This window comes from Jejuia pallidilutea, assembly GCF_002973595.1.
Taxonomy (GTDB): Bacteria; Bacteroidota; Bacteroidia; order Flavobacteriales; family Flavobacteriaceae; genus Jejuia; species Jejuia pallidilutea.
Map to the genome: position 1 here is coordinate 17138 of NZ_PVEO01000009.1, position 19200 is coordinate 36337.

General features: G+C 36.0%; 10 protein-coding genes. 6 read left to right on the plus strand and 4 right to left on the minus strand.

Going from position 1 to position 19200, the window contains the following annotated elements:
• Positions 1-148: 148 nt before the first annotated feature.
• Together purL and CLV33_RS13805 are read left to right on the plus strand one after the other, a co-directional pair.
• A complete protein-coding gene (gene purL / locus CLV33_RS13800; RefSeq protein WP_105474404.1) occupies positions 149-3838 on the plus strand; it encodes a phosphoribosylformylglycinamidine synthase in 3690 nt (1229 codons plus the stop codon).
• Positions 3839-4056: 218 nt separating this feature from the next.
• Positions 4057-5061, plus strand: a complete 1005-nt coding sequence (locus CLV33_RS13805) for a T9SS type A sorting domain-containing protein (protein WP_105474405.1) — start codon at positions 4057-4059, stop codon at positions 5059-5061.
• 86 nt (positions 5062-5147) lie between these two features.
• On the opposite strand, the gene ppdK is transcribed toward CLV33_RS13805, so the two are convergent.
• The 4 genes from ppdK to pflB all read right to left on the minus strand — a co-directional run bounded on the left by ppdK (position 5148) and on the right by pflB (position 12501).
• Positions 5148-7877 carry a pyruvate, phosphate dikinase gene (gene ppdK / locus CLV33_RS13810; RefSeq protein ID WP_105474480.1) on the minus strand — a complete coding sequence of 910 codons (2730 nt, stop codon included), beginning with the start codon at positions 7875-7877 and terminating at the stop codon, positions 5148-5150.
• A gap of 260 nt (positions 7878-8137) precedes the next feature.
• A complete protein-coding gene (locus CLV33_RS13815; RefSeq protein ID WP_105474406.1) occupies positions 8138-9406 on the minus strand; it encodes an L-lactate MFS transporter in 1269 nt (422 codons plus the stop codon).
• A gap of 38 nt (positions 9407-9444) precedes the next feature.
• Positions 9445-10167, minus strand: coding sequence for a pyruvate formate-lyase-activating protein (gene pflA / locus CLV33_RS13820; protein WP_244906440.1), 723 nt, complete (start codon positions 10165-10167; stop codon positions 9445-9447).
• Positions 10168-10275: 108 nt separating this feature from the next.
• Positions 10276-12501: a formate C-acetyltransferase gene (gene pflB / locus CLV33_RS13825; RefSeq protein ID WP_042242608.1), complete on the minus strand. Its 2226-nt coding sequence runs from the start codon at positions 12499-12501 to the stop codon at positions 10276-10278.
• 375 nt (positions 12502-12876) lie between these two features.
• Here pflB and CLV33_RS13830 point away from each other — a divergent pair, with 375 nt between their 5' ends.
• From CLV33_RS13830 to CLV33_RS13845, 4 genes are all read left to right on the plus strand, one after another.
• Complete coding sequence (locus CLV33_RS13830; RefSeq protein WP_105474408.1) at positions 12877-14649, plus strand: AMP-dependent synthetase/ligase; 1773 nt, start codon at positions 12877-12879, stop codon at positions 14647-14649.
• Between the two features lie 268 nt (positions 14650-14917).
• Positions 14918-15364 carry a MarR family winged helix-turn-helix transcriptional regulator gene (locus CLV33_RS13835; RefSeq protein WP_042242605.1) on the plus strand — a complete coding sequence of 149 codons (447 nt, stop codon included), beginning with the start codon at positions 14918-14920 and terminating at the stop codon, positions 15362-15364.
• A 13-nt stretch (positions 15365-15377) separates the two neighbouring features.
• Positions 15378-17786 (plus strand): 3-hydroxyacyl-CoA dehydrogenase/enoyl-CoA hydratase family protein, encoded by a 2409-nt coding sequence (locus CLV33_RS13840; RefSeq protein ID WP_105474409.1) that lies wholly within the window; start codon positions 15378-15380, stop codon positions 17784-17786.
• Positions 17787-17917: 131 nt separating this feature from the next.
• Positions 17918-19108 (plus strand): acetyl-CoA C-acyltransferase, encoded by a 1191-nt coding sequence (locus CLV33_RS13845; RefSeq protein ID WP_105474410.1) that lies wholly within the window; start codon positions 17918-17920, stop codon positions 19106-19108.
• Positions 19109-19200: the final 92 nt, after the last annotated feature.

Consider the following 19200-nt stretch of genomic DNA (forward strand, 5'->3'; position numbering starts at 1 on the left):
TAGAAGAAAAAGTCGAATAATAAAAACCTTAATAAAAAATCACTTGTTTAAAACACGGTGAATAACTCGTGTTTTTCCATATTACATTTACTTTAAATTCAATTAAAAAGGCCTAAATTTGCGTTTTCTTAAACACAAATCAAACATAATGATTCATTTCTTCGGCAACTTAAATAGCAAGGTATTTGCTGTTCAAACCACAAAAGAATTATCAACAGAAACCATATTAAAACTTACATGGCTTTTTGGCAACAAGCCAAAAATAGAACAAGCATCCATAGATGCTTTTTTTGTTGGTCCGCGTGCAGCAATGATAACGCCTTGGAGCACCAATGCGGTGGAAATTACCCAAAATATGGGGATTACCGATATTATTAGAATTGAAGAATTTAAAGCAGTTTCTAAGGATTTTAAGGACTTCGATCCTATGATTTCCGAAAAGTTTAATGGCTTAAATCAAGAAACGTTTACAATAGCTATTAAACCTGAACCCATTTTAAATATTGAGGATATTGCGGCTTACAACTTGCAAGAAGGCTTATCGTTAAGTGATGAAGAAGTAGCATATTTAGAGGGTGTAGCAAAAAAAATAGGGCGACCGTTAACCGACTCTGAAGTATTTGGATTTTCGCAAGTAAATAGTGAACATTGTCGCCATAAAATTTTCAACGGAACCTTTATCATTGATGGCGAGGAAAAGCCAACGTCCTTATTCAAATTAATTAAAAAAACATCCGAAGCAAATCCCAACGATATTGTTTCAGCTTATAAAGATAATGTAGCATTTATTAAAGGTCCAAAAGTGGAACAATTTGCACCAAAACGTGCTGATATTCCCGAGTTTTATCAAACCAAGGACTTCGAGTCTGTAATTTCCCTAAAAGCAGAAACACATAATTTTCCAACAACTGTAGAGCCTTTTAATGGTGCTGCTACAGGTTCTGGTGGCGAGATTAGAGACAGACTTGCTGGAGGTAAGGGCTCTTTACCGTTGGCTGGAACCGCGGTATATATGACCTCTTATTCGAGACTTGAAGAAAACCGCCCATGGGAAAAAGCATTTCCAGAGCGCAAATGGCTGTACCAAACACCAATGGATATTTTAATAAAGGCATCTAACGGCGCCTCAGATTTTGGCAATAAATTTGGGCAACCGCTTATTTGTGGTTCGGTATTAACGTTTGAGCATGATGAGTCTACAGACGCTTCCCCTTCGGGAGAACTGGAAAAGGCTCGCAAGTTAGGTTTCGATAAAGTAATTATGCAAGCGGGCGGCATTGGCTACGGCAAAAAGGACCAAGCACTAAAAGACACCCCAAAAACTGGTGATAAAATAGTAATTCTAGGTGGTGAAAACTACCGTATTGGTATGGGCGGTGCAGCAGTATCGAGTGCCGATACAGGCGAGTTTGCCTCTGGTATAGAATTAAACGCGGTACAACGTTCTAACCCCGAAATGCAAAAACGAGCAGCCAATGCAGTTCGCGGGATGGTAGAAAGTGAAGAAAACCACATTGTATCTATTCACGACCATGGGGCTGGTGGGCATTTAAATTGCTTATCGGAATTGGTTGAAGAAACTGGTGGAAAAATCGATTTAGATGCGCTTCCTGTAGGCGACCCTACCCTTTCGGACAAAGAAATTATTGGTAACGAATCCCAAGAACGAATGGGATTGGTTATTGGCAAAAAACATATTGAAACGCTACATAAAATTGCCGATAGAGAGCGCTCGCCAATGTACACGGTTGGTGATGTTACAGGTGATAATCGCTTTACTTTTGAATCTAAAACCAACGGACATAAACCAATGGATTTGGCCATGGAGGATATGTTTGGTAGTTCTCCAAAAACTATCATGACCGATAATTATGTTAAAAGAAATTATACAGATTTAAGTTATAATCCCAGTAATTTCCACGATTATTTAGAGCAAGTTTTACAACTGGAAGCTGTAGCTTGTAAAGATTGGTTAACAAACAAGGTAGATCGCTGCGTTGGTGGTAAAGTAGCCAAACAACAGTGCGTTGGCGCATTACAATTGCCATTAAACAACGTTGGAGTTATGGCGTTGGATTATAAAGGAAAAGAAGGTATTGCCACCTCTATTGGCCATTCCCCTATTTCTGGATTAATTAATCCGATTGCTGGCAGCAGAAACTCTATTGCCGAAGCGCTCACCAACATAATATGGGCACCTTTAAAAGATGGTTTACAATCGGTATCGTTATCGGCAAACTGGATGTGGCCTTGTAAAAATGCAGGCGAAGATGCGCGTTTGTATCAAGCGGTAGAAGCAATTTCAGAATTTGCCATAGATTTGGGCATTAATGTGCCAACTGGAAAAGATTCGTTGTCCATGAAACAGAAATATCCTGATGGCGATGTAATTTCCCCTGGAACAGTTATCATTTCTGCAGCAGGAAACTGTAACGATATTACCAAAGTAGTAGAACCTGTTTTTAAGAAAAATAAAGGCGCTATTTACTATATAAATATCTCACAAGACAATTTTAAACTCGGCGGAAGCTCATTTGCTCAAATTTTAAATAAAATTGGTAATGATGCACCAACTATTATAAATGCAGGTTATGTTAAAAAGGTATTCAATACCATTCAAGATTTAATTAGAAACGAACACATTGTTGCAGGACACGATGTGGCTTCTGGTGGATTAATCACTACACTGTTAGAATTATGTTTTGCCGACACTAATTTAGGCGCCGAAATAGATCTTTCAGCTTTGGCTGAAAAAGACACATTTAAAGTATTATTTGCTGAAAATGCAGGTATCGTGATTCAAGCCAAAGACGCTTCAATTGAAAAAACGTTATTTGATGCCCATATTGAATTTTTCAACATTGGAAACGTAACCGAAAGTGATACGTTAAGCATTATCAACAATAGCGATGTATTTAAGTTAACAGTATCAAGATTGCGTGATGTTTGGTACAAAACCTCATATTTGCTAGACCAAAAACAAACGGCAAATAATTTAGCTGAAGCGCGCTTCAACAATTATAAACATCAGCCACTTCAATATAAATTCCCTGAACATTTTACTGGAAAATCGCCTAAAACAGGACACAAAAGACCAAAAGCGGCAATTTTAAGAGAAAAGGGAAGCAACTCAGAACGCGAAATGGCCAATGCGATGTATTTGGCTGGTTTTGATGTGAAAGATGTACATATGACCGACTTAATTTCTGGTCGTGAAACCCTTGAGGATATTCAGTTTTTAGGTGCTGTTGGTGGTTTTAGTAATTCAGACGTTTTAGGTTCCGCCAAAGGTTGGGCAGGTGCTATAAAATATAACGAAAAGGCGAATAAAGCCATTCAAGATTTCTTTAATAGAGAAGACACCTTATCGGTTGGTATCTGTAATGGTTGCCAGTTATTTATGGAGCTGGAAGAGATAAACCCAGAGCATGACATTCACGGAAAGATGCATCATAATGATTCGCATAAGCATGAAAGCGCATTCACTTCTGTAAAAATCCAAGAAAATAATTCTGTGATGCTCTCAACACTCGCGGGCACTACTTTAGGGGTTTGGATTTCGCACGGAGAGGGTAAATTCAGCCTACCATATACTGAGGATAAGTACCATATTGTAGCAAAATATGGGTATGCCGAATATCCGCATAATCCAAATGGCTCAGATTTTAACACAGCAATGCTATGTGATAAAACAGGCCGCCATTTAGTCACCATGCCACATATAGAACGTTCTATATTCCAATGGAACTGGGCAGATTATCCTAATGGCAGAAAAGATGAAGTATCGCCTTGGTTAGAAGCTTTTGTTAATGCCAGAAAATGGATTGAGAAGTTATAAGTATATAAAAAACAAAAAAATTAATTATCAAGCCTTGGTGAAATACAGCAAACCAAGGCTTTGTTTTTTACAAAAAGAAAGAATAATTTTACTTTTTATAAAAAAAATAACAAAAACATCTTTAAAAAATAATTAATTTCGATTTATCGATTTTACAGAAAATATTTTCTTACATTTGTAAAATAATTTTTTATACAAAAAACCCTAACACATCTATTATGAAGAAACTACTACTTATTTTATGTACATTTTATTTAACAAATTTAACTGCGCAAACCACACTGGCTCCTGGTGACATAATGTTTATAGGGCTTAATGCCGATTCTGCAGGAAACCCTTTGGCAGATGAATTTAACGTTCTATTTCTTGAACCTGTAACCTTAAATACTGAAATTTATTTCACCGATATGGGATACACAGGCAATAGTGCTCCTTATTTTCAGCAAAATGTGAATAATGGCTGTAGTAGCTCTCCAATTACAGCAAGTGGCGCCGTAAGTGATGGTATGGTAAAATGGACTGCTACAAGTGATGTTGCAGCAGGAACACAGTTGGTAATTAGAGTAAGAATTACTGGCGTAATCGGTGCAACTTGTAACATTGGCAGTGTATCAGTAGTTGTTAACCCCCAAAATGAAAATTACGCTATGAGCTTAAGTGGAGGTGGTGAGGCTGTACATGCATTTCAAGGCGCTATAAATAGCAATAACCAAGTAACTTCAGCAACAATGCTTGCTTCTATATTATATGATGACGCTAGTGATGCTTGGGACGCTAATGTTACTACTTGCCAATTTAGCTCATCAGACACAGAAGATCCTGCTACAGGTTTTGAGGTAGAATATGTAAATCATTTTGATAACGGATATTATTCTGGTGATTTAACTTTAAGCAAGACTGCGCTACAAACAGCAATACTAGATATGACTAATTGGACTAGAAGTAATACAACAACTTATGAATTCCCTATTTCTGGAACATTAGGCAATTCAACTTTCTCTAATGATAGTGAAGTAATAATGTACCCTAATCCTTCAAACAATTATGTTTTCTTTACTAAGAATATTGAAAAAATTATTGTTTATGATTCTTTGGGAAGAGCAGTCATTGAAACCCATCAAAATAAATGCAATATAAAATCTCTCAAACCTGGTATTTACTTAGTAAAGATTAAGACTTTAGAGGATAACAATACTATAGTTAAAAGATTGATAAAGGAATAAGTGGTAATTTAAAAATAATTCCTTGTATTAAAAAAACCCCAATAAATATAACAATATTTATTGGGGTTTTTAGGCGCATTAAAATACTATAAACTCGCCTTAATAGCTGCTTGAGCAGAAGCTAATCGAGCTATTGGCACTCTGTAGGGCGAACAACTTACATAATTCAATCCTGTTCTATAACAGAATTCAACTGAACTTGGGTCGCCACCATGTTCTCCACAAATCCCTACTTTTAATTTAGGTTTTGTGTTTCGTCCTCGTTCGGTAGCCATTTCTACTAACTGCCCAACACCTTCCTGATCTAAAACTTCAAAAGGATCGGCAGTTAAAATGCCTTTTTCTATATAAATTGGCAAAAATTTGCTTGCATCATCTCTGGAATAACCAAATGCCATTTGTGTTAAATCGTTTGTTCCAAAGGAGAAGAAATCGGCATACTTAGCAATTTTATCAGCAATTAAAGTCGCTCTTGGAATTTCTATCATAGTACCAACAGCATACTCTACAGTGTCATTTCTTTCTTTAAAAACTTTATTTGCTGTTTCTCTAATAACAGCCTCCTGACTTTCAAATTCAGTAAGCGTACCAATTAAAGGTATCATTATTTCTGGTTTTGCAACAATACCTCTTTCTTTTAAATTTAACGCAGCTTCAATAATAGCTCTTGCTTGCATTTCGGTAATTTCTGGATACGTAATTCCTAATCTACAACCTCTGTGACCTAACATTGGATTAAACTCTTCTAATTCAGCTACTTTTATTTTTACCGCCTCTAAAGTGATATGCATTTCTTCGGCTAAACTACGTTGTGTTTCCAATTGATGCGGAACAAACTCATGTAAAGGCGGATCTAATAAACGAACCGTTACTGGAAGCCCTTGCATGGCTTCAAAAATACCTTCAAAATCGCTACGCTGCATTGGCAATAATTTTTCTAAAGCATTTTGTCTACCTATTAAAGTATCAGATAAAATCATTTCGCGCATTGCTTTAATACGGTCTACTTCAAAAAACATGTGCTCTGTACGTGTTAATCCAATACCTTGTGCTCCAAAATTACGAGCTACTTTTGCATCGTTAGGCGTATCGGCATTAGTTCTAACTTGCATTGTTGTATATTTATCAGACAGTGTCATGATTTCGGCAAATTCACCACTTAATTCTGGTTCGCTAGTAGCTACTTTTCCTTCAATAATATTACCTGTAGAACCATTTAAAGAAATCCAATCGCCTTCATGGTATACTTTATCGCCAACTTTTAGAGTTCTTGTTTTATAGTTAATTTTTAATGCACCTGCTCCAGAAATACAACATTTACCCATACCGCGAGCAACCACTGCAGCATGCGATGTCATTCCGCCACGAGCAGTTAAAATTCCTCGGGCAATATTCATGCCTTCTAAATCTTCAGGAGAAGTTTCAATACGCACTAAGATGGTGTATTTGTATTTGTTGGCTTCATCTGCAAAAAACACGATTTGCCCTGTTGCAGCACCTGGGGAGGCAGGTAAGCCTTGTGCAATTACATGAGCTTCTTTTAAAGCTTTAGCATCAAAAACAGGATGTAATAACTCATCTAATTTACTAGGTTCTATACGTAAAACTGCTTCTTTTTCGGTAATTAAACCTTGCTTAAACATATCCATGGCAATTTTTACCATAGCGGCTCCAGTACGCTTGCCATTTCTGGTTTGTAGAATCCAAAGTTTGCCATCTTGAATGGTAAACTCCATATCTTGCATATCCTTGTAATGGTTTTCTAATTTTTCCTGATAGCCATTCAATTCTTTATAAATACTAGGCATTAGCTCTTCTAAAGAAGGATAATTTTCAATTCTATCTTGTTCTTCAATTTTTGCTAATTCTGCCCAACGCTGGGATCCTAGTTTTGTAATTTGCTGTGGGGTTCTAACGCCTGCTACTACATCTTCACCTTGTGCATTAATTAAATATTCACCATTAAAAACATCTTCACCTGTACCTGCATCGCGTGTAAAGCAAACCCCTGTTCCAGAGTTTTCCCCCATGTTTCCATAAACCATGGCTTGTACGTTAACTGCAGTACCCCAATTGGCTGGATACCCATGCATTTTTCTGTAATACATAGCTCTATCACCGTTCCAACTATTAAATACTGCTATAACAGCACCCCAAAGTTGATCCCAAGGGTTAGTTGGAAAATCATGACCAGTTCTCTTCTTAACCGCATCTTTAAAGTCGTACACTAAGTCTTTTAAATCTTGAATAGTAAACTCTGTATCTAATGTAATACGTCGTTTATATTTTAAGTGTTCCATTATTTCCTCAAAAGGATCTATATCTTCTTTAGCTTCGGGTTTCATACCTAAAACAACACCACCATACATTTGAATAAAACGACGATAAGAATCCCATGCGAACCGTTCATTTCCTGTTTTATTTGCTAAACCAATAACCGCATCGTCATTCAAACCAAGATTTAATACGGTGTCCATCATTCCAGGCATAGATACCCTTGCCCCAGAACGTACAGAAACCAACAAAGGATTTTCTTTATCTCCAAAGGTTGTTCCCATTAAAGACTCTATGTTTGCAATAGATGCTTCTACTTCATCTTTTATTAATTCTACAACTGCATCTTTTCCTAATAAATTAAATTCTGTACAAACTTCGGTTGTTATAGTAAATCCGGGTGGCACCGGAATTCCTATTGAACTCATTTCTGCTAAATTAGCACCTTTACCTCCTAAAAGGTTTTTCATTGTACTGTTTCCATCTGCTGTTTTGTCTCCAAATTTGAAAACTCGAGCCTTTGTTTTTTCAAGTATTTCCATAATGTTTGTTGTTTGGTTCATATTTAAAAACTCATATAAAAATAACTTTTTAAGAGGGAAATAATCATGATAAAAATCATGTAAACACATTGTTTTTTAAGGAATTAACAGTTTATTTGATATGTTTTAATAATATGTGATTTAAAATAGCTTTTATTAATAAAACCGCAACTACCTAAGCAATTGGCACAGATATAATCCATAAAAAAAAGCACCTCCATTTTCATGAAGGTGCTTTTCGACTAACTCAAACAAAAAGTTTATGCAAACTTTAGTTTTTCTTCTATTTTTTTTGCGTTTTCCTTGTGTGCCTTAACTACTGTTCGTTTCATTAACAATGCTACAATTAAAGCAATAACAAATAATCCAGCGAATACTTTTAATGTTGTATCTAGGGAGCCTGTGGCGTTTTTAACCATATCGTAAATGGTAGGTCCTACAACACCTGCTAATCCCCATGCTGCTAGTACCATTCCATGAATAGCTCCAAGCTGTTTTGTACCAAATAAATCGCCTAAAAACGCTGGTAGAGTTGCGAAACCACCACCATACATAGTTATTACGGTAAATAGTACAATTAAAAATGCCAATTCCATTGATATTTGTGGTAAGAAATAGAACGCTAAAATCTGGAATGCAAAGAAAACTATATAAGTATTTGCGCGCCCTAGGTAATCTGATAAGGTAGACCACATAATTCTACCAAGACCATTAAACACGCCTATTAAACCAACAATAGCGGCAGCTTCCATTGGTGTATAATTAAGTTTTTCTTGCATCATTGGGCTTGCTGCCGAAATAATAGCTATACCACAAGCAATATTAATAAACATCATAATCCAGATGTAATAAAATCGTGGTGTTTTTAAAGAGGCGTTAGCGGTAATATTTGCCAAATCTTTTTTAATGGTTTTACCTTCTCCCGGTTTAAACCCATCTGGCATGTAGCCTTCCGGTGGTCTTTCTATATATCTAGCAGAAGATAAAATTAGTACCATATAAATAATACCTAAAATGTAAAAAGCATTGGAAACGCCTACACTATCAAAAAGCGATTGCATTACAGGACCAAATATTAAGGCAGCAAAACCAAAGCCCATAATGGCCATTCCTGTAGCTAAACCTCTACGGTCTGGAAACCACTTTACCAATGTACTTACTGGTGTAATGTAGCCTAAACCTAGACCTATACCACCTATAACACCGTAGCATAAATAGAATAACCATAAAGACTCTAACTGTACTGCTAGTCCTGATCCTAATATACCAACACCGTAAAATATACCTGCGGTTGTACCGCTAATTTTTGGGCCAACTTTTTCTACCCACCTACCTAAAAATGCTGCAGACAAGCCTAATAGCAAAATGGCAATTTTAAATGCCCATTTGATAACGCTGCCTTCAACATCAAAAATATCTTTAACCGGATTGGTCATAACTGAATATGCATATACAGACCCAATTGAGATGTGGATCCCTACTGCTGAAGCTGCTATGAGCCATCGGTTTTTTAGTTTTTGTGTTTTCATAACTGTTACTGTTTAGATGTTGCCTTTACAACATCCCTTTAATTTACTTTTACTTCTTTAAAATAATTTTGCAATATCGCTACTGCCGCATCTATTTCTTCTTTTGTGTTTTCTCGAGCATCTTTTAATTGGTATTCCCATCCTAAAGATTCCCATTTATGTATACCTAATTTATGATAAGGCTGAATTTCTATTTTTTCAATGGTTTTATAATCTTTAAAGTACGCTCCCATTTCGTGTAGCAGTTCAGGTGTATTTGTTATACCTGGAATTAACACATAGCGTAGCCACATTTTTTTTCCTGAAGCTTCTCTATGCTTAGCAAAGGTAAAGGTGGTTTCTTTATTTTTTTTACCAGTAATGTACTTATACCCTTCTTCAGTCATGTGTTTAATATCCAACATTACTAAATCTGCATATTCGTCAAGTAATTCTTCGGTAAAATGGTTAAGAAGTCTACCATTAGTATCAATATTGGTATGTATACCCTCTTCTTTTAACCTTTTAAAAAACGGAATGAGTTCTTTTGATTGTAAAAGCGGTTCGCCACCTGATACGGTAACACCGCCCTTTTTTCCAAAGTAAGGCTTCTTTTTTATAGCCATTTGCACCAACTCTTCTACGTGGTATTCTTTACCGCCATGGGTATCGATAGTATCGGGGTTGTGGCAATATAAACACTTTAGTTTACAGCCTTGTAAGAACACTACCATTCTAATTCCCGGGCCATCGTGCGTTCCAAAAGACTCAATGGAATGCACTCTCAATATGTTATCTTTTGATTGGATAATAATTGGGTTTTAAATTAGCATCTGAGAAAAAAGCTTTAACACTTCGTTTCTCAGATGCCTACAAAATATAAATAGAGTTTAGATTGATTCGTGGAAAGATCTAGTAATCACTTCCATTTGTTGTTCTTTAGTTAATCTTACAAAGTTTACTGCATAACCAGAAACTCTAATAGTTAACTGCGGATACTCTTCTGGATGTTCCATAGCGTCTAGTAATGTTTCTTTATCTAGAACATTTACATTAAGGTGATGTGCGTTTCTAGAGAAATAACCATCTAAAATTGTTGCTAGGTTTTCAATACGCTCTTCAGTATCAGCACCTAAAGATTTTGGCACTATTGAGAAGGTATTAGAAATACCGTCTTGAGAATCTTTATAATCTATTTTTGCAACAGAGTTTAATGATGCTATAGCACCTTGAGAATCTCTACCGTGCATTGGGTTTGCACCTGGTGCAAATGGTACACCTTTGGCTCTACCATCTGGTGTTGCTCCTGTTTTCTTACCATATACTACATTTGATGTAATGGTTAATACAGACATTGTTGGTTCTGCGTTTTTATAAACAGGTAGCTTTTTTAATTCATCATTAAAATCGGCTACTGCTTTAGCGGCTAAAGCATCTACACGATCATCGTCATTACCATAGCAAGGGAATTCACCTTCAATTTTAAAATCTACCGTTAAACCATCTTCGTTTCTAATTGGTTTTACTTTTGCATATTTTATTGCTGATAATGAATCTGCTACGATTGATAATCCGGCGATACCGTAAGCAATATTAATACTTGGGTTGGTATCAATTAAAGCCATTTGTGCTTTTTCGTAGTAATATTTATCATGCATGTAGTGAATAATGTTCATAGAATCATTATAAACTCGTGCTACTTCTTTCATGGCTATTTTAAAATTGGCCATTACTTTATCGTAATCTAAGTACTCACAATCGCATGGCTCTATACCGTCTACCATTTGTGTTCCTGTAATTTCACAACGTCCGCCATTAATAGCTAACAATAATGTTTTAGCTAAATTGGTACGTGCTCCAAAAAACTGGATAGATTTTCCTAATTCTTGATAAGACACACAACATGCAATACCATAATCATCAGAACCTCTGTTGGTTCTCATCATTTCATCATTTTCAAACTGAATTGAAGAGGTATCTATAGATACTTTTGCACAGAAATTTTTAAAGTTTTGTGGTAATCTTTCAGACCAAAGAATCGTCATATTTGGCTCTGGTGAAGGTCCTAAGTTATACAGTGTGTTTAAAAAACGGAAAGATGTTTTGGTTACTTTAGTTCTTCCATCATCAAACATACCACCTATAGCTTCGGTTACCCATGTTGGATCTCCAGCAAAAATTTCATCGTAAGCACTCATTCTTAAATGACGTACCATTCTCAATTTCATCACAAATTGATCGATATACTCTTGTGCTTCTTCTTCAGTAATTAGGCCTTCTTGTAAATCGTTTTCAATATAAATATCTAAAAACGTAGATACGTTACCAAGCGACATAGCAGCACCATCTTGCTCTTTTACAGCAGCTAAGTATGCCATATATGTCCATTGTACTGCTTCTCTTGCATTTTCGGCAGGACGTGTTAGGTCTAAATTGTATTTAGCTCCTAGTTCTATCATCTCTTTTAAAGCTGTAATTTGGTCTGCAACCTCTTCGCGTAAACGAATTACCGCATCAGTCATCGGGCCAACAATTTTAGCTTTGTCTGCTTTCTTAGCCTCAATTAAGGCATTAATACCATAAAGCGCAATACGACGATAATCGCCAATTACACGACCTCTTGCATAATTATCTGGTAAACCTGTTAAAAACCCTAACGAACGGAATTTCTTAATTTCGGCATTATATGCAGAAAATACACCATCGTTATGTGTTTTAACATATTTAGAGAATAACTCTGTTAAATTATCATTTGGCTTAACACCATGCTCAGATAAGGCTTTTTGTACTACTTTAAAACCTCCAAAAGGCTTCATTGTTCTTTTTAACAACTCATCTGTTTGCAATCCTACAATTACTTCGTTTGCTTTATCTATATATCCTGCATTAAATGCACTAACTGTAGAAATTGTTTCAGTATCTAATGATCGTACGCCATTATTTTGTCTTTCTTCTTTGGTTGCTGCTTTACAGATATCCCATAATTTTTCTGTTCTAGCACTTGGGCCAACTAAAAATTCGTGAGTTCCGTAATAAGGAGTAATATTATTGATTACAAAATCTCTAACATCAATCGCATCAATCCACTTTCCTGGTTTAAATTGTTTTACTTCCATCTCTATATATTTATTTAATATTTTGTAAAATCTAGGTCAATAATTTTTGACACTTCAAAGGTAGACACAGAAGTTATTATAAAAGATGACAATTGTCAGTAAAAGTTTGAAAATGAATGTTTTTACACCTTTAAACAAAAACTCTTTAAAACCAAATAATATTTCAGACAATAACGACACGGCATTATATATTCTTAATAATAACGTTAAAAAAATGCCAATTCCTAATTAAAACTAGGGTTGTTTTTTTATTTTGATACTATATTATGTATCACGAAGCGAGGAATTTACAATATACATTAATTAGTAAGCGTAATAAGTATTTGTAAATCCTATTTATTTTCATAATTTGCATTGACATTTTCTATACCAACTATGACTGAGATTAGTAGACTTTTTGATTTTCCATATTACCAGTTAAAGCACAAACCAAATAATGCTGCTTTGGTAACCAAATACGATGGTAAGTGGATAAAAACATCAACCCAAGAATACCTAGATAAAGCCAATGCTTTAAGTAGAGCTTTATTAAAATTGGGGGTAAAAAAGGATGATAAAATTGCTGTTATTTCTACAACAAACAGAACCGAATGGAATATTGTTGATATAGGTGTTTTACAAATTGGCGCACAAAACATACCTGTATATCCTACAATTTCTGCAGAAGATTATGAATATGTTATCAATCACAGCGAATCTATTTACTGTTTTGTTTCGGATGCAGAAGTACTTGAAAAAGTTAACAAAATAAAAAGCAAGACCAATATTAAAGAGGTATATTCGTTTAACAAAATTGAAGGTTGCAAACACTACTCCGAGTTGCTTGATTTAGGCAAAGACACCTCCAATCAAGATGAAGTTGAAGCAAGAAAAGACGCTGTAAAACCAAACGATTTAGCCACTATTATTTACACTTCTGGCACCACAGGAAAACCCAAAGGCGTTATGCTCTCACATTGGAACATTACCAGTAACGTTCTAGATAGTGCAGAAAGAGTGCCACTAAGGGAAGGGGAAAATAAAATACTGAGCTTCTTGCCCATTTGCCACATTTTTGAGCGCGTACTAATATATATTTACCAACATGCCGGCACCTCTATTTATTACGCTGAAGGACTAGACAAAATTGGAGATAATGCCAAAGAAATCAAACCCAATATGATGAGTGTGGTACCACGCCTTCTAGAAAAAGTGTACGACAAAATTATGGATAAGGCCGCCGATTTATCTGGTATAAAGAAGGCACTGTTTTTTTGGGCGGTTGGTTTAGGCGAACAATGGAAACCATACGGAGAAAACGGTTCATGGTACGAATTTAAACTTAAAATAGCCAATAAACTTATTTTTAGTAAATGGCGTGCTGCCTTAGGAGGAGAGCTATACACCATGGTATCAGGAAGCGCTGCTTTACAACCTAGATTAGCTAGAATTTTTGGAGCCGCCCGCATGCATGTTATGGAAGGCTATGGTTTAACAGAAACCTCCCCTGTTGTTTCTGTGGGTAGATATGCAAACCGAATGTATAAAGTAGGTACTGTGGGTATACCTATAGATAATGTTGAAGTTAAAATTGCTGAAGATGGAGAAATACTAATAAAAGGCCCTAACGTTATGATGGGCTATTATAAAGATGCAGAAAAAACCGCTAGCGTGATGACGGGAGACTATTTTCATACTGGAGACAAAGGCGAGATTGACGAAGATGGATTTTTAAAAATTACTGGTCGCAAAAAAGAAATGTTTAAAACTTCTGGCGGAAAATACATTATCCCCACGCTTCTAGAAAATGAGTTAAAACAATCCCGATTTATAGAACAGGCTATGGTAATTGGCGAAGGCGAGAAAATGCCCGCTGCTTTAATTCAGCCGCACTTCGAGTTTTTGCGCGAATGGATTGAACATAAAAACCATCCTATAGAAAATTCTATGGAAGCTATGGCTAATTCCGAAATTGTTAAAAAAAGAATACAAAAAGAAGTAGATAAGTGTAACAACAAATTTGGGAAATGGGAACAAATAAAAAAGTTTGAAATTACACCACAAATTTGGTCTATAGATGATGGGCACCTAACGCCCACTATGAAAATGAAACGCGATGTTATTAAAAAAATGTACCATAGCTTAATAGAAAATATATATAGACCATAGCAAAAAAACTGTTTATTTCTCAAAACAACACTACAGGCTGTATTAAAATATTAAACACAATTTAACTTTCCCTATTTACAGAAAACCGTAATTATTTAACCTGCAAGCAAATAAGACGCTTTACCCTAAAATAATAGGTGACTAAAGCAAAAAATCTAAATACAATTTAAGCAATACCCCTTTATTGTAAGCAACAAAACCATTTTCGTTTATTTATTATGCATGCATAATATATTTTTATTATATTTGAGAATTCTAACTCTCAAGAATGAAAGACAAGACGATAGATTATGTATTAAGAACAACCTGGTTAACAGTAAATAAAATGTATAATGAAGAAGCTGCAAAGTTTGATACCACTATGGCTACTGGCTTTACTTTGTTAAGCATAGATCCAGAAAAAGGAACACCTTCTACAGCGTTAGGACCAAAAATGGGTATGGAAGCCACAAGTTTATCACGTATACTAAAAACTATGGAGCAACGCGGTTTAATAGAACGACATCCAAATCCGGAAGACGGCAGAGGCGTATTAATACATTTAACCGAGTTTGGTAAAGAAAAGCGTGGACTTTCTAAAGAAAAGGTTTTAACATTTAATGAAACAATTAAAAAACATATTCCCGAAGAAAAAATGAACCATTTCTACGAAGTTGCAGAAACCATAAACGAATTGGTTTGCAACAAAAAAATATATAATAACAACAAAAAATAAAGTTTAAATAAACATGGCTAAACGCATAATAAAAAAAGTTGCTGTTATTGGTTCTGGCATTATGGGTAGCGGTATTGCTTGTCATTTTGCTAATATTGGCGTGGAGGTTTTACTCCTAGATATAGTTCCAAGAGAACTAACCGATGCCGAAAAAGCCAAAGGACTAACTCTAGAAGATAAAGTGGTTAGAAACCGTTTAGTTAACGATGCACTTAGGGCTTCTTTAAAATCTAAGCCTTCTCCTATTTATCATCAAAAATTTGCAGATAGAATTTCAACTGGTAATTTAGAGGATGACATCACTAAAATAAAAGATGTAGATTGGATTATTGAGGTAGTTGTGGAGCGACTTGATATTAAAAAACAGGTTTTTGAAAATCTTGAAAAACATAGAACCCCTGGAACGTTAATTACCAGTAATACCTCAGGAATTCCTATTCAATTTATGAGTGAAGGAAGAAGCGAAGATTTCCAAAAGCATTTCTGTGGCACACATTTCTTTAATCCACCGCGATACTTAAAGTTATTCGAGATTATTCCTGGGCCAAAAACCGATGCTTCAGTTTTAGAATTTTTAAATGGCTATGGAGAACAATATTTAGGAAAAACTTCGGTTGTTGCTAAAGACACGCCAGCGTTTATAGGAAACCGTATTGGTATTTTTAGCATTATGAGTTTATTCCATACCGTAAAGGAAATGGAATTAACTATTGAAGAAGTTGATAAATTGACGGGGCCTGTAATTGGGAGACCAAAGTCTGCAACCTTTAGAACCGTTGATGTTGTTGGCTTAGACACATTAGTGCATGTAGCTAACGGAATTGCCGAAAATTGTAAAAATGATGAACGATTAGAACTATTTAAACTCCCTGATTTTATCAATACCATGGTTGAAAATAAATGGTTGGGCAGTAAAACAGGACAAGGATTTTATAAAAAGATTAAAGATGAAAATGGTAAAAGTGAAATACTTTCTTTAGACTTAAACACTTTAGAATACCGTTCAGCAAAAAAAGCAAAATTTGATACTTTAGAACTTACCAAACCCATAGACAAGGTTATCGATAGATTTAAAGTTTTGGTTTCTGGAAAGGACAAGGCAGGTGATTTCTACAGAAAATCTTTCGCGCAATTATTTGCTTATGTTACCCATAGAATTCCTGAAATTTCAGACGAATTATATAAGATTGACGATGCTATGAAAGCTGGTTTTGGATGGGAACAGGGCCCTTTTCAAATTTGGGATGCCATTGGTGTTGAAAAAGGTTTAGAATTAATTAAAGCTGAAGGTTTAGAGGCTGCCAATTGGGTTGATAATATGCTAAGTTCTGGTAGCACATCATTTTACACAGTTCAAAATGGTGCTACCCATTATTACGATATACCTTCAAAAACACAAACTAAAGTTCCTGGACAAGATGCCTTTATTATTTTAGATAACATCAGAAAATCAAACCAAGTTTTCAAAAACTCAGGAGTTGTAGTTGAAGATTTAGGTGATGGTATTTTAAATTGTGAGTTTCAGTCTAAAATGAACACCATAGGCGGTGATGTTTTAGCTGGATTAAATAAAGCAGTAGATATTGCAGAGAAAGATTTCGAGGGATTAGTAATCGGTAACCAAGCCGCTAATTTCTCAGTTGGCGCCAATATTGGTATGATTTTTATGATGGCCGTAGAACAAGAATACGATGAGTTAAATGCTGCCATAAAATATTTTCAAGATACCATGATGCGCATGCGCTATTCAGCAATACCAACAGTTTCTGCACCTCATGGTATGTCTCTAGGTGGTGCCTGTGAGCTATCAATGCACGCCGATAAAGTAGTGGCAGCCGCAGAAACCTATATTGGTTTAGTTGAATTTGGTGTTGGTGTTATCCCTGGTGGCGCTGGCTCTAAGGAAATGGCACTACGAGCATCTGATACGTTTAGAAAAGGCGATGTTGAATTAAACGTACTACAAGAATACTTCTTAACAATTGGTATGGCCAAAGTATCGACTTCAGCTTACGAAGCTTACGATTTAGGCATCCTTCAAAAAGGAAAAGATATAGTTGTAGTTAATAAGGACAGGCAAATTGCAACCGCCAAAGCACATGCCAGATTAATGGCAGCCGCTGGATACACACAACCTGTAAAACGCAAGGATGTTAAGGTGTTAGGTAAGCAGGCGCTAGGTATGTTTTTGGTTGGTACAGATGCCATGGAAGCTAGTAACTACATTAGTGAACACGACCATAAAATAGCCAATAAGCTAGCCTATGTTATGGCAGGTGGAGACTTATCTGAACCAACGTTAGTAACCGAACAATACTTACTGGATTTAGAACGCGAGGCTTTTTTAAGCTTATGTACAGAACGTAAAACGTTAGAGCGTATTCAGCACATGCTTAAAACAGGTAAACCGTTACGTAATTAAAATGAAGCCCCACCTAGCCTCCCAAAGGGGAGGAAAGTGAAAAACTAAATGAAAAATATTTTGAATAAATAATTATAAAATACCCCGAGTAAGTTTCTCCCCCTTTTTTGGGGAGTTAGAGGGGGCACATTATGAAACAAGCATATATAGTTAAAGCATACAGAACAGCTGTTGGTAAAGCTCCAAAAGGTGTGTTCAGATTTAAAAGAACAGATGAATTGGCTGCTGAAACTATTCAGCACATGATAGCAGCATTACCTCAATTTGACAAAAAACGAATAGACGATGTTATTGTAGGTAATGCAATGCCAGAAGGCTCACAAGGTTTAAATATGGCACGCTTAATCTCTTTAATGGGGTTAAATATTGTTGATGTTCCTGGTGTAACCGTAAACCGTTTTTGTTCCTCTGGCGTAGAAACTATTGCCATAGCTGCTGCTAAAATTCAAGCAGGTATGGCAGATTGTATTATCGCTGGTGGCGCAGAAAGTATGAGTGCCGTACCTATGACGGGATATAAAACAGAACTAAACTACGATGTAGTTAAATCTGGCCATGAAGAGTATTATTGGGGTATGGGGAATACAGCAGAAGCTGTAGCCAACGAGTTTAAGATCTCTAGGGAAGACCAAGATGAGTTTGCTTATAATTCACATATGAAAGCTTTAAAAGCGCAGGCTGAAGATAGATTTCAAGATCAAATTGTACCAATTGAGGTAGAACAAACTTATGTAGACGAAGCGGGAAAAAAAGTAACTAAAAGCTATACAGTTACCAAAGATGAAGGCCCAAGAAAAGGTACAAGTATAGAAGCATTATCTAAATTACGCCCAGTATTTGCCCAAGGCGGTAGTGTTACCGCTGGTAACTCATCCCAAATGAGCGATGGTGCTGCATTTGTTATGGTAATGAGCGAAGCCATGGTAAAAGAATTAAACCTAGAACCCATTGCTAGATTGGTAAATTATGCTGCTGCTGGTGTAGAACCAAGAATTATGGGTATTGGTCCGGTTAAGGCAATTCCAAAAGCCCTAAAACAAGCAGGCCTAAAGCAAAGTGATTTAGAGCTAATTGAACTTAATGAGGCTTTTGCTTCTCAATCTTTAGCTGTGATTAGAGAATTAAACCTCAACCCAGATATTGTAAACGTTAACGGAGGAGCAATAGCACTGGGCCATCCTCTAGGGTGTACTGGAGCTAAACTTTCGGTGCAACTTTTTGATGAAATGCGTAAGCGTAACATGAGCGGTAAATACGGCGCTGTAACAATGTGTGTTGGTACCGGCCAAGGCGCTTGTGGGATATTTGAGTTTCTTAATTAAGCCCAAAGCCCCACCTAAACCTCCCCAAAGGAGAGGAAATACCCTAACTAAAAAGGTACTTGTAAAGAGACAAAAGATCAACAAAAAAGGAA